A 12,763-nucleotide genomic window follows, 5' to 3' on the forward strand; every position below is an offset into this window, starting at 1 on the left:
ACCTGGCGTCGGCCTTGGGAGTCTTTCTTGCCTGCGCCGCGCAACGAGCACAAAGGGGACTGCCATGGCCGAGCCCTGGTACCAGAGCGCCATCGTCTACTGCCTGGACGTACGCACCTTCGCCGACGGCAACGGCGACGGCATCGGCGACTTCGCCGGGCTGGCGCAGCACCTGGAGCACCTGGCCGGGCTCAACATCAGCTGCGTCTGGCTGCAGCCCTTCTTTCCCTCGCCGCTGCGCGACAACGGCTACGACATCACCGACTACTACGCCGTCGATCCGGCCCTGGGCACGCTGGGCGACTTCGTGGAGTTCATGCGCCGCGCGCGCGAGCGCGGCATCCGCGTCGTCATCGACCTGGTGGTGAATCACACCTCCACCGACCATGCCTGGTTCCAGGCCGCGCGCGCCGACCGCAACTCCCCGCTGCGCGACTGGTACGTCTGGTCCGACGCAAAACCCGAGGACGCCGAGGAGGGCACGGTCTTCCCGGGCAGCCAGCAGACGACCTGGACCTGGGACGAAAAGGCGCAGGCCTACTATTTCCACCGCTTCTACGACCACCAGGCCGAGCTCAACATCGCGCATCCCGCGGTGCGGCGCGAGATCGAGAAGATCACCGGCTTCTGGCTGGAGCTGGGCGTGAGCGGCTTCCGCGTGGACGCGCTGCCCTTCCTGCTGGAGCTGCAGGGCCTGCCGCGGGAAGGCCAGCGCATCGCCTTCGGCTACCTGCGCGAGCTGCGCCAGCATGTGCAGACGCTGCGCGGCGACGTGTGCCTGATGGCCGAGGCCAACATCACGCCCGAGGAGGTGCCCAGCTACTTCGGCGACGGCGACCAGATCCACATGAGCTTCAGCTTCTGGCTCAACCAGCACCTGTTTCTGGCGCTGGCGCGCGGCGACGCGCGGCCGCTGCGCCAGGCCTGGGAGGAGCTGCCGGCGCTGCCCTCCTGGTGCCGCTGGGCGCATTTCCTGCGCAGCCACGACGAGCTGGACCTGGGCCGGCTCAGCGAGGCCGAGCGCCAGGAGGTGTTCCGCGCCTTCGGCCCGGAGCCCGAGATGCAGCTCTACGGCCGCGGCCTGCGCCGGCGCCTGGCGCCGATGCTGGGCAACGACGCGCGCCGCCTGGCGCTGGCGCACAGCCTGCTGCTGACGCTGCCGGGCACGCCGGTGCTGCGCTACGGCGACGAGATCGGCATGGGTGAGGACCTGTCGCTCAAGGAGCGCGCCAGCGTGCGCACGCCCATGCAGTGGAGCCGGGCGCCCAACGGCGGCTTCTCCAGCGCCCCGGCCGAGCGGCTGCGCCTGCCGGTGATCAGCGGCGGCGAGTTCGGCTACGAGGAAGTGAACGTCGATGCCCAGCGTGCCGACCCGGAGTCGCTGCTCAACCGGCTGGAGCGCATGCTGCGCCTGCGCCGCCAGTGCCCGGCCTTCGGCCTGGGCAGTTGCTGCTTCCTGGACCTGGGCACTCCGCCGCTGCTGGCCATGCGCTGCGAGTACGAGGGCAAGACCTACTTCGCCCTGCACAACCTGGGCGAGCATCCGCTGGAGCTGGCGCTGCCGCCCGAGGCCAGCTGCGCCGGCCTGTACGACCTGCTCGCGGGCCAGCCGCTGGAGACGCATTGCGACGGCAGCTGCTGGCTGGCGCTGGAGCCGTACGGGTACCGGTGGCTGAGGGCGGGGTGAGAGCAGGGTGAAAGCGGGTGCGAGCCGGGTGAGGGGCCTCACCCCAGCGGCACCCGCCACAGCACCGCCGTCCCCTGCCCCGGGCGCGACTCGATGCTGAAACTGCCGCCCAGGGTCTCGATGCGCTCCTGCATGCCCAGCAGGCCCCAGTGCGCGCGGCCGGCCGCCCCTGCGCCCTCGCCGCTGTCGAAGCCCATGCCGTCGTCCTCGATGCTGCCCACCAGCAGCCCGCGGCGGCGCTCCAGGCTCAGGCCCACGCGCGTGGCCCGCGCGTGCTTGGCCACGTTGGTCAGCGCCTCCTGCACCACGCGGAAGGTGGCGGCCTCCACCGGCGCGCTCAGCCGCGCCCGCTCCAGGCCGTGCAGCTCCAGGTCCACCGCCACGCCGGTGAGCTCGGACCAGGTCTGCACGTAGGCCATCACGCCCTCGCCCAGCCCGCAGTCCTCCAGTGCCGTGGGCCGCAGGATGAAGACGATGCGGTCGAGCTCGCGGTCCAGCCGCTGCATCAGCTCGTGCAGCCGCTCCAGCTTCTCGCGCGCCGCGGGTTCCTGCGGCGCCTGGCGCAGCGCGCTCAGCCCCAGCGCCACCGAGGACAGCACCTGCCCCAGCCCGTCGTGCAGCTCGCGCGCGATGCGCCGGCGTTCCTCGTCCTGCACGCCCTCCAGGTGCGCCAGCAACTGCCGCAGCGCCTGCGTGCGCTCGGCCACGCGCTGCTCCAGCAGCTCGCGCGACAGGCGCTGCTCGTGCACGTCGGTGGCCGAGCCGAACCAGGCGCACACGCGCCCGCCATGGTCGCGAAAGGGCTCGGCCCGCACCAGGAACCAGCGGTAAGCGCCGTCACGGCCGCGCAGCCGGTGCTCGCGCATGAGCGTCTGCTCCCGCGCCAGTGCCTCGCGCCACAGCCGCTGCGTTTCCTGGCGGTCTTCCGGATGCAGCAATTCGACCCAGCGCTCGCCCAAGCCCTCGTCGCGGGCCTGGCCGGTGTACTCGTACCAGCGCTCGTTGAACCACTCGACCCGGCCGGCCGGGTCGTTGCGCCACAGCAGGTCCGGCACGAGGTTGGCGACGGTGCTCAGCGTCTCCTCGGCGCGGCGGCGCCCGCTGACGTCGATGTTCATGCCGACCCACTTGAGCACCCGGCCCTCAGCGTCGAGCAGCGGTGCGGCCTGCACGTGGGTCCAGGACCAGCCCCCGCCGGCGCGGCACAGCCGGAACTCGGCATCGACGCGGCGCCGCGCCGCCACCGCCTCGCGCCACTGGCGCAGGGCAAAGGCGCGGTCTTGCGGATGCACGGCCTCGGCCCAGCCCTCGCCCAGCCACTGCTCCAGGCTCTGGCCGGTGTAGGCACGCCAGGACGGCGAGTCGGTGACGATGCGGCCCTCGGCGTCGGCTTCCCACACCGCCTGGCTGATGGCCTCCACCAGCAGCCGGAAGCGCTGCTCGCTCTGGTGCAGCGCCGCCACCGTGGCCCTCAGCCGCGCATGCTCCGCCGCCAGCGCGCTCTCGGCACGCTCGCGCTCGGCCGCGGCCCAGGTGCGCTCGGCGGTTTCCTCGATCAGCGTGAGCTCGTCGGCCGTCCAGGCATGGGCCGCAGCGAACTGCACCGTCAGCATCGCCACCAGCCGGCCGCCCTTGACCAGTGGCGCGTTGGCCCAGGCGGCGATCTGCAGCGCGGCATGGCCGGCCTGCTCGGCGGCCGAGTGGCGCGGATCGGCGCCGACGTTCTCGCGCCAGGTGGTGCGGCCCAGGCCGAATTCCGCCTCCAATCCCTGGCCATAGTCGGACAGGCGCAGGCGCCGGCCCTCCAGCACGGGCCGGCCCGGCGCCTGGTCGGCCGCCACCACCAGCACCTCGTCGGTGCTCACCCACTCGCTGCAGGCCACCCGGTCCGCGCCCAGGTGCTCGCGCAGCACCCGGCTGGCCTCGCGCTGGATGGCGGCGGCGTCGCCCAGCGGACGCAGCGCGGCATTGAGACGCAGCAGGTAGGCCCGGCCCCGGGCCCAGTCCTGGAGCCGGGCGTGCAGGGCCTGCGCCTCGCGCTGCGCGGTGATGTCCTGCGACACCGCCAGCGCCGCGCAGATGCGCCCGGCGCCGTCGCGCAGCGGCACGCCGCGCGTGCGGTAGTGCCGGCCGTGGGACTCGTGCTCGACGCTGAAGGGCTCGCCGGCGAGCGCCTGGCGGTAGCGGGGCTCGACTTCGCGGACCAGGGCCGGCTCCAGCGCCTCGAAGATGGTCTTGCCCACCAGGTCCTCGGGGCGCAGGCCCGCGGCGTGCAGCGCCTCGCCATCGGCCATGAGGTAACGCAGCTCATGGTCCACCACGAAGGCGGCGCCACCGCCCCAGGGCAGGTCCAGATCGGCGTCCAGCAGGGCTCGGTCGTTCATGGCAGTCCATTGCGGGCGGCGGCGTGCCGGCTCGGACGCTAGCGCCGCGGTGCCGGGCTGCCCACCCGGGACGAGCCGTCACGCGCCGCCGGAGCTTCGCGAGGCCCGAGGCCGCCCGGGCTCAGCGCTGCTGCAGCAGGTAGCGCGCCATCAGCTGCGCATGGGCCTCGGTGACCCCCATGTCGGGCATGGCGCTGCTGGGATCGACGCCCTGCGGATCGCGAATCCAGCGCACCAGCGCCTCCTCGCCGGCGGGCAGCCGGCCGCCGGCGATGCGCTCGCGCCGGCCCAGCCCGTGCAGCGGCGGGCCCACGTCGGTTTCCGGTCCGACCAGCCCGGGGATGCGGTGGCAGGCCGAGCAGGCGTACTGGTGCAGCGCCAGCCGCGCCTGCGCATCGAGGTCGCGCGGCTGCAAGGGTTGCAGGTCGGCGGTGGGCGGGGCGCAATGCGCGCCGGCGCAGCCGGCCTGCGTGGCGGAGGCGGTGAGGCACGGCAGCGGCTGGGCGTCTTCCATTGCGGCGCGGTAGGCGGGCGGCGACAGCTCGGCCAGGCGCTCGACGAAGCCGGAGACGGCCCAGAGATCCGCGTCCGACAGGCGCAGCTCCCAGGCCGGCATGCCGCTCATCTTGATGCCGTGGCGCGTGATCCAGTAGATCTCGCGCCCGCGCCAGCGCCGCGCCGCGTCCACCAGCGGGCCGGGCAGCGGCTGCAGGCTCTTGCCGATGTCGAGCTGCGCCACGCCCGGGCCGCCGTGGCATTGCACGCAGTGGTCGCGGTAGCAGGCCGCGCCGCGGCGCTGCACGGCGGGCTCGAAGCGCGAGGCCGGCTCGGCCACGTCGGCGGCGCGCGCCTGCACGGCGCGGCGCATGGTCACTTCCAGCAGCCGGTACACCGGCGCGGTGTGGCCGGTGGTGGCCGAGGTGTCGTACCAGCCGCCCCACACGAACAGCCCCGTGCCGGCCAGCGCCAGCACGGCGGCGGTGAGCAGGGTCAGCAGGACGGTCTTCATGCGCGTCGCGGTCGGACGCGCGGTGAGGGCAAGCGCCGGGCCCTGTTCGGGCCGGGCGCTCAGAACCGGAAGTACACGAAGGCCGCCGGATTGGGCGACAGCGCCGTGGCGCCGTAGGTCAGCAGCACGATGGCCAGCGCCTTGGCCAGCTCCGGCGCGTGCAGGTAGCGCTGCGCAACCTGCCCGAAGAAGCGCTGCGGCAGGAACACCAGCACCATGCCCACCGCCATGGCGGCCCAGGCCACCGGGCCGAGCGCGGCCGACTCGCTCCACGCCGACGGGGAAACGAGCCGCTGCAGGTATTCCACGGCCTGCGGGAAATCGGCCTCGCGGAACAGCACCCGGGTCAGCACCACGAAATGGAAGGTGAACAGCACGCCCTGGATGCGGGCATAGGCCCGCGCCGGCAGCGCCGCCTCGTTGCCGCGGCAATAGCGTTCGAACGCCACCAGGCCGCCGTGCAGCGTGCCGTAGATCGCGAAATTCCAGCCCGCGCCGTGCCAGATGCCGATCGCCACGAAGGTGACCAGCAGGTTCAGGTAGACGTTGCCGTCCTTGGAACCGCCCAGGCCGAAATACAGGTAGTCCCGGAAAAACGAGGACATCGACATGTGCCAGCGCGTCCAGAACTCCGAAATGCTGCGCGCCTGGTAGGGCAAGTTGAAATTGCGCGCCAGTTCGATGCCCAGCAATTTGCCGGCGCCGCGGGCCAGGTCGGTATAGCCCGAGAGATCGAAATAGATCTGCAGCGTGTAGGCATACAGCCCGACCAGCAGCAGCAGGCCGCTGGCGCTGGCGGTGTGGTCGAAGGCCGGCGCGATGATGTGCACGCCCAGCACGTCGGCCAGCAGCAGCTTCTTGGCGAAGCCGCGCAGCATCAGCGCGATGCCGTCCTGGATCTGCTGCGCCGAGGCGCGCGGCAGCGCCTGCAGCTGCGGCATCAGGTGCGCCGCGCGCCCGATCGGGCCGGACAGCACCTGCGGGAAGAAGGCGGTGAACAGCGCCAGCGTCAGCGGGTCGCGCGTGGGCTCGATCTTGCGGCGGTAGATGTCCACCAGGTAGCCGATGGCCACGAAGGTATAGAAGGACAGGCCCACCGGCACGAACCACTGGCCCAGCAGCGTGTCGGGCTGCAGCCCCAGCCCCTGCAGCAGCGCCTGGTGGCTCTGCCCCAGCGTGGGCACGTAGCGGAACACGCACAGCGAGGCCAGCAGCAGCGTCAGCGTGCCCACCAGGATCGGCTTGCGCTGTGCCTCGGCGGCGCGGTGGATCATCAGCCCGCCCGCATAGGCCACGGCCGTGACGCCCCACAGCACCGGCAGGAAGCGCAGGTCCAGCAGCCCATAGAAACCGTAGCTCGCCAGCAGCAGCAGCAGGCGCTTGGACAGGCCCCTGGGCGGCAGCGCCAGGGCGGCGAGCACCACGGCGCTCAGGAAAACCAGGTAAGCGAAGGACGCGAATTGCATGTCAGTGCTCCGCCACCATCGGATGCGCCTGGAAATCGGCGAGCAGCAATTCGGCAAAGCGCTTTTCGCCCGGCACCGAGAAATGCGAGGCATCGCCGAACAACCCGGCTTCCCCGGTCATGGCCGGTGCCGCCTCCACGACGGGCACACCGTGAAGCCTGGCCTGCTCCCTGATGATCGAATTCATTTTCTGGACGTGGGCGATCATTTGATCGGCGTTGAAACAGGGCCGGAAATGCAGCGCCGAGGCGGCATAGCTTTCGCGCTCCTGCGGCGTCTGGCTGGGGGCGTAGCGCGTGGCGATGGTGACCAGCCGCATGTCCACGCCCGCGGCCTGTGCCGCGCGGATACCGTCGCCGAGGATGCGTTCCAGCAGCTCGGCATTGAGCGTGGGCGTGCCGTTGGAGGCGTCGGAGGCGGCCGTCTTGCTTTTCAGGAACGAGGCGTTCTTGACGATCAGGCTCTGGGTGAGCAGCCACTGGGGCAGCCCCGGCACCGCGATCCGCCACTGGGCGGCATTTTTCTGCGGGCGGCGGCAGGTGATGTCGTTGGCGCCGGGATACCAGTACACCAGGTGCACGCCCGCGGGAATCAGCCGCTTGGTGAGCATCGTGAGCTGCTCGGGCACGGTCAGGTCGGCCACGCCGGCATTCACCACCTCGATGCGCCGCTGCTGCGCCTGCAGCTGCCTCTCCAGCACCGAGGCGGCGGTGTCGTCATTGGTGGGCGCGTGGGTGCCCTGGATCGAGGAGGCGCCCATCAGCGCCAGCCGGGTGTCGCCGGGCTTGGGCGTGGGCGCCACCTCCCGGTTGCGCAGGCCCCAGGAGTTGGTGGCGAGTTCCATGCCCGAGCCCTTGATGACGGCCTGGGGCCGCAGCAGCCGCAATCCCGTCACCGGATCGATGGCACGGGCGCCCTGGCCGGTCATCAGGGTATAGACGCTCTGCCCCGTCTTGATTTGCGCACGCACCTGCAGCGCAATTTCCACGACGAGGAGCATCACCAAGGCCCAGCCCAGGGGGCGCAAGGCGCGCCACCGACTCATTTCCGGCATGACTGTTTACGACTTTGTTTTGGTGGTGACGAATGCCCGGCGCCGGATTCCCGGCAGCCGGCGCGCGGCCCACACTGCCGCCGCGCCGACGGCCCAGCCGCAAATCACGTCACCGGGGAAATGCATGCCCAGGTTGACACGGGAAATACCGACCCAGAGCACATAGAAAACCAGCAATACCCGGGCATACCACCCGGCGCAGGGCCAGAATAGTGCCGCCACCAGCATGGCAAAAGCGGAATGGCCGCTGGGAAAACTGAACGGTGAATCCTGGGCATGCACCGCGTGCACCACCCCGGGCCCGAACAGCGCCGCCGGCCGGGGCCATTGCAGGCCGAATTTCAGCGCCGACACCACCAGGCCGGCGACCACGTAGCTGGCCAGCAGGGTCCACAGCAGCTGCAGCAGCCGCTCCCGCGGCGGCAGCGCGGGCCGCGCGCTCCAGGCCTGCCGCCTAGACGCCCCCAGCAGCACCAGCAGCAGCGCCGCGATCCACGGCATGTTCCAGAAATCGCCCAGGCGCGTGCCCAGGTTCATCGCGGCATCGATGAACGGGGAGCGCAGATCATTGAGAGCGAAAAAAAGGGCCTGATTCACGAATTTCCGGCGTTTCGCGGGCGGATGCGCAAGCAAACGCCGGAGTCTAGCCGGGGCGCCCGGCGCGAAGCCGTGAAATAGGCGCGACTTCCACTGTCGTTTTCAGTCGCCGGCGGGCGTGCACGGTCCGATGCGCGCCCTGCCCTTCGGACAGTGCGCACAGGGCGTGGGCTGGGCGCGGATTTACCCCAGCGCAACCCGCAGCCGCTGCCGAATTCGTGCAAACGATGGTTTCAAGGAATATCAGCCATGCTTTGTAAAAAGCGCTTCGAAAAGCCGCTCCGACTCGCTCAATCCCTCCTCGGTCAACACGAGTGATTTGGCCTTGTTCACGGGGTCGAGAATCAGCCCCTTGCGATGCAGGCGGTTCATCACTTCCCAATCCAGCGATTTCCAGGCCCGGTTGCCGTCGTGGAGCGTGAGATACAGGAGGGCCAGCGCCGCCTGGTCGATCTTTTCCTCATCGAATTCCATAGATTTCCTTTCGTGGAATCGCCAAGCATGGCGGCAACGGCAGCCGGGCCGGTAGCCGGCGGACGGGACGCCGGTCAAGCAGGCTGGCTCATGGCGACGGACCGCGGCATTGGGTGAGCACGGACGCCGCCACGAGGATCGATGTCCCACCGTCCGGATTTTGGGCACGCCGTTTGTTCCACCGGCCCCAATGTGCCTCCATCGCCGCGCCCGCCGCGTGGGTGAACACCAACGCCGCGCTCGCCTGACCGCCCTCGGCCCGGCCGGCCTGCTGCTGCTGGCGCTGGCCGGCTGCGACCGCTCCGTCCCGCCCGACGCCCGCTTCCAGACCGTGCCGCAGGCCGACGCCCGCCGCGGCCAGGCGCTGCTGGCCCGGCACCAATGCGGCGCCTGCCACGTCATCCCCGAAGTGCCCGGCGCGGCCGGGCGCAGCGGGCCGACGCTGGAGCATTTCGGCCGGCGCAGCTACATCGCCGGCGCGGTACCCAACACGCCGGAACTGCTGCAGCGCTGGCTGCAGGACCCGCCGGCCCTGGTGCCGGGCACCGCCATGCCGGCCATGGGCGTGAGCCCCGAGGCGGCACGCGACATGGCGGCCTACCTGATGGCGCTGCGGTGAACGCTTCAATCTCCGGCGCGGCTCCGTCCGTACTGGCCCCAGCCGGCGTGGAGGCGGGGCTGCTGGGCGAGCTGGGTTGGGTGCTGATCTCCGGCGCCGCGGCCATCTTCGCGCTCATGGCCGGGCTGCTGGCCTGGGCCGTGCGCCGGGGCGGAAAGCCTCCGCCGCACACGGCCTGGTGGGTGCTGGGCGGCGGTCTGGCCTTCCCGGTGCTGACGCTCAGCGCCCTGCTGGCCTACACCGCGCTGCGCACCGCCGAGCTGCAGCAGCCGGGCACGCAGGCGCCGCTGGTGGTGTCCGTCACCGGGCGGATGTGGTGGTGGGAGGTGCGCTACCGCACCGACGACGGGCAGGAGGTGCGGCTGGCCAACGAGCTGCGGCTGCCGCTGGGGCGGCCGGCGCAGATCGCGCTGCAGGCCGACGAGGTGATCCACAGCCTGTGGGTGCCGGCGCTGGGCGGCAAGGTGGACCTGATCCCGGGCCGCGTGAACCACCTGCGCATCACGCCCACGCAGCCGGGGCTGCACCGCGGCCAGTGTGCCGAGTTCTGCGGCCTGCAGCACGCGAAGATGGCGCTGCATGTGCAGGCCATGCCGGCCGGGGATTTCAAAAGCTGGCTGCGGCAGCAGGCGCAGCCGGCGGCTTCGCGCGCGGCCTCGGCCGAGCTGCTGGCACGCGGCCGGCAGGCCTTCCTGCGCCAGGGCTGCGCCAGCTGCCACAGCGTGCGCGGCGTGGCCGACGGCGCCCGGCTCGGCCCGGACCTCACCCATGTCGCCAGCCGCCACGCCCTGGGCGCCGGCGTGCTGCCCAACGGCCCCGGCGCGCTGCGCCGCTGGCTGGTGGAGGTGCAGGCCCTGAAACCCGGCGCGCGCATGCCCGGCTACGCGCACCTGGACGCCACCACGCTGGACGCGCTGGGCGCCTGGCTGGAACAGCTGCGCTGAGCCGTCATCGCCATGGACACCGCCCCGCTGCCGAACACGCTGCCCCGCCCCGAGGGCGAGCTGCCCGCGCTGGAGCGGGCGTGGGCCAGCCCGCGCGGCTGGCGCCGCCTCACCGACGTCAACAACACCTTCATCGGCCAGCTCTACATCGCCACCGCGCTGCTGTTCCTGCTGCTGGCCGGGGTGCTGGGCCTGCTCATGCGCGCGCAACTGGCCGTGCCCGGCAACACGCTGCTCGATGCCGGCACCTACAACCAGGTCTTCACCATGCACGGCACGGTGATGATGTTTCTCTTCGCCGTGCCCATCGTCGAGGCCATCGCGGTGTACCTGCTGCCCAACATGCTGGGTGCGCGCGACCTGCCCTTCCCGCGGCTGTCGGCCTATGCCTACTGGGCCTATGCCTTCGGCGGCCTGGCCTTCTTCTGCACGCTGTTCGTGGGGCTGGCGCCGGACGGCGGCTGGTTCATGTACCCGCCGCTGACCAGCCGCGTCGAGTCGCCGGGGCTCAATGCCGACTTCTGGCTGCTGGGCATCGGCTTCATCGAGATCTCGGCCATCGCCGGGGCGGTGGAACTGATCATCGGCATCCTGATGACGCGGGCGCCGGGGCTGAGCCTGGCGCGCATGCCGGTCTATGCCTGGGCCATGCTGGTGGTGGGCGTGATGATCGTGTTCGCCTTCCCGGCCGTCATCGCCGGCACGGCGCTGCTGGAGCTGGAGCGCGCCTTCGACTGGCCCTACTTCGACGCCGCGCGCGGCGGCGACCCGCTGCTGTGGCAGCACCTGTTCTGGTTCTTCGGGCACCCGGAGGTCTACATCATCTTCCTGCCCGCCGCGGGCATGGTCTCCACCTTCCTGCCCGCGCTGGTGCAGGCGCCGCTGGCAGGGCGGCGCGCCATCGTCGCGGCGCTGCTGGCGGTGGGCGTGTTCAGCTTCGCGCTGTGGGCGCACCACATGTTCAGCGCCGGGCTGGGCACGCTGTCGCTCACGCTCGTCTCCGCCGCCAGCATGGCGGTGGCCGTGCCGGCGGGGCTGCAGGTGTTCGGCTGGCTGGCGACGCTGGCGCGCGGACGCGTGCGCGCCGACACGCCCACGCTGTTCGTGATCGGCTTCCTGCTCACCTTCACCCTGGGCGGGCTCACCGGCGTGATGGTGGCGGTGCTGCCCTTCGACTGGCAGGCGCACGACAGCTACTTCATCGTCGCGCACCTGCACTACGTGCTCATCGGCGGCGTGCTGTTCCCGGTGTTCGCGGCGCTGTACTACTGGCTGCCGCTGCTCAACGGCCACACCCTGAGCGAGCGCTGCGGGCGCTGGGTGTTCGGCCTGGTGTTCGGCGGCTTTCACCTGGCCTTCTTCCCGCTGCACATCGCCGGGCTGCGCGGCATGCCGCGGCGCGTCTACACCTACGACGCCGGGCTGGGCTGGGAGCTGCCGAACCTGCTGTCCTCGCTGGGCGCGGCGCTGCTGGGGCTGGGCGTGGGGCTGCTGAGCGTTGACTTGGTCCGCACCCTGCGCCGTCCGGCGCGCGAGCACGGCAACCCCTGGCGCGCGCCGACGCTGGAGTGGCTGCCCTCGGCCAACTACGGCACGCGCAGCATCCCGCAGGTGGACGGCCGCGACCCGCTGTGGCGCCGGCCCGCGCTGGCCGAGGAGGTGCAGGCCGGGCGGCACTGGCTGCCGGGCACGGCCACGGGCGCGCGCGAAACCATCGTCACCAGCGCGCGCGGGGCGCAGCCGCGGCACCTGATCCTGCTGCCCGGGCCGAGCTGGCTGCCCTTCATCGCCGCCCTGGGCACGGCCGGCTTCTTCCTGCTGCTGACGGTGAAATGGGTGCTGACGGCCTGGGCCTGCGGGCTGCTGGCCGTGGCCTGCGTCTGGGCCTGGCTGTGGCGGACCGACCGCCTGCCCGCCACCACCGACGCGCTGGTCGCCGAGGGCGTGCGGCTGCCGGTGGGCGCGGCGCTGACGGCCTCGCACTCCTGGTGGGCGACCGTGATCCTGCAGGTGGTGGACGCCACGGTGCTGGCCTCCATCGCCTTCGCGCACCTGCACCTGGCGATGCGGCTGGAGGTGTGTCCACCGCCGGGCGCGGCGCTGCCGCCGCTGTCCACCGTGGCCGGCGCGGCGGGCGCCTTCGCCGCCAGCGCGCTGCTGTGGGCCGCGGCGGGGCGCGGGCTGTCGGCCGGACGCTTGAAACGCTGGCGGCTGCTGCCGCTGGGCGGCGCGCTGGCACTGGCCCTGGGCGGCTTCGCGCTGCTGCTGCGGGGCCACGCTGACGCCGGGCTGGCGCCCACGGCCAGCGGCTGGGGCGCCAGCGTGGCAGGGCTGCTGGGCTACCAGGGCTTTCACATGGCGCTGATGGCGCTGTGCGCCGCCTACCTGGCGGCGCGGCTGTGGCGGCGGCTGGTGACGCCGCGCCAGCGCGCCACCTGGGACAACGTCGCGCTGCTGTGGTGGGGCGGCTGCGCGCAGGGCGTGGTGGTGGCGCTGCTGCCGCATGCGGCGGCGGCCTGGCTGCCCTGA

Annotated in this window: 10 protein-coding genes; 4 read left to right on the forward strand and 6 right to left on the reverse strand. The window is 71.9% G+C overall.

Translation table 11 applies throughout. From position 1 onward, the window contains the following. The first annotated feature begins 64 nt into the window (after positions 1 to 64). Entirely contained in the window at positions 65 to 1,687 is a 1,623-nt protein-coding gene (locus HHL10_RS16430) for an alpha-amylase family protein (RefSeq protein ID WP_169161478.1), read from the forward strand. A 38-nt stretch (positions 1,688 to 1,725) separates the two neighbouring features. Here the strand turns inward: HHL10_RS16430 and HHL10_RS16435 are convergent, their stop codons facing one another. The 6 genes from HHL10_RS16435 to HHL10_RS16460 all read right to left on the reverse strand — a co-directional run bounded on the left by HHL10_RS16435 (position 1,726) and on the right by HHL10_RS16460 (position 8,671). Further along, entirely contained in the window at positions 1,726 to 4,071 is a 2,346-nt protein-coding gene (locus HHL10_RS16435; protein WP_169161479.1) for a PAS domain-containing protein, read from the reverse strand. A gap of 121 nt (positions 4,072 to 4,192) precedes the next feature. Continuing rightward, complete coding sequence (locus tag HHL10_RS16440; RefSeq protein ID WP_169161480.1) at positions 4,193 to 5,080, reverse strand: c-type cytochrome; 888 nt, start codon at positions 5,078 to 5,080, stop codon at positions 4,193 to 4,195. Between the two features lie 59 nt (positions 5,081 to 5,139). Continuing rightward, positions 5,140 to 6,546 carry an MBOAT family O-acyltransferase gene (locus HHL10_RS16445; protein ID WP_169161481.1) on the reverse strand — a complete coding sequence of 469 codons (1,407 nt, stop codon included), beginning with the start codon at positions 6,544 to 6,546 and terminating at the stop codon, positions 5,140 to 5,142. A gap of 1 nt (position 6,547) precedes the next feature. Then, complete coding sequence (locus HHL10_RS16450) at positions 6,548 to 7,546, reverse strand: SGNH/GDSL hydrolase family protein (RefSeq protein ID WP_169161482.1); 999 nt, start codon at positions 7,544 to 7,546, stop codon at positions 6,548 to 6,550. A 60-nt stretch (positions 7,547 to 7,606) separates the two neighbouring features. Then, on the reverse strand, positions 7,607 to 8,233 hold the full coding sequence (locus tag HHL10_RS16455) for a phosphatase PAP2 family protein (RefSeq protein ID WP_169161483.1): 627 nt from the start codon (positions 8,231 to 8,233) through the stop codon (positions 7,607 to 7,609). Between the two features lie 207 nt (positions 8,234 to 8,440). After that, on the reverse strand, positions 8,441 to 8,671 hold the full coding sequence (locus HHL10_RS16460; protein WP_169161484.1) for a DUF6429 family protein: 231 nt from the start codon (positions 8,669 to 8,671) through the stop codon (positions 8,441 to 8,443). Positions 8,672 to 8,888: 217 nt separating this feature from the next. On the opposite strand from HHL10_RS16460, the gene HHL10_RS16465 reads away from it, so the two are divergent. The 3 genes from HHL10_RS16465 to HHL10_RS16475 are packed head-to-tail and all read left to right on the forward strand — an operon-like array spanning position 8,889 to position 12,763. Further along, the gene (locus HHL10_RS16465; RefSeq protein WP_310734612.1) at positions 8,889 to 9,290 is read left to right on the forward strand and encodes a c-type cytochrome; all 402 of its coding nucleotides are present in this window, start codon (positions 8,889 to 8,891) and stop codon (positions 9,288 to 9,290) included. Further along, entirely contained in the window at positions 9,287 to 10,234 is a 948-nt protein-coding gene (locus HHL10_RS16470; RefSeq protein WP_310734613.1) for a cytochrome c oxidase subunit II, read from the forward strand. Before HHL10_RS16465 ends, HHL10_RS16470 begins: the two co-directional genes overlap by 4 nt. A 12-nt stretch (positions 10,235 to 10,246) precedes the next feature. Further along, a complete protein-coding gene (locus HHL10_RS16475; protein ID WP_169161486.1) occupies positions 10,247 to 12,763 on the forward strand; it encodes a cbb3-type cytochrome c oxidase subunit I in 2,517 nt (838 codons plus the stop codon).

The organism is Azohydromonas caseinilytica, assembly GCF_012927045.1.
In the GTDB taxonomy this organism is placed as follows: Bacteria; Pseudomonadota; Gammaproteobacteria; order Burkholderiales; family Burkholderiaceae_C; genus Azohydromonas; species Azohydromonas caseinilytica.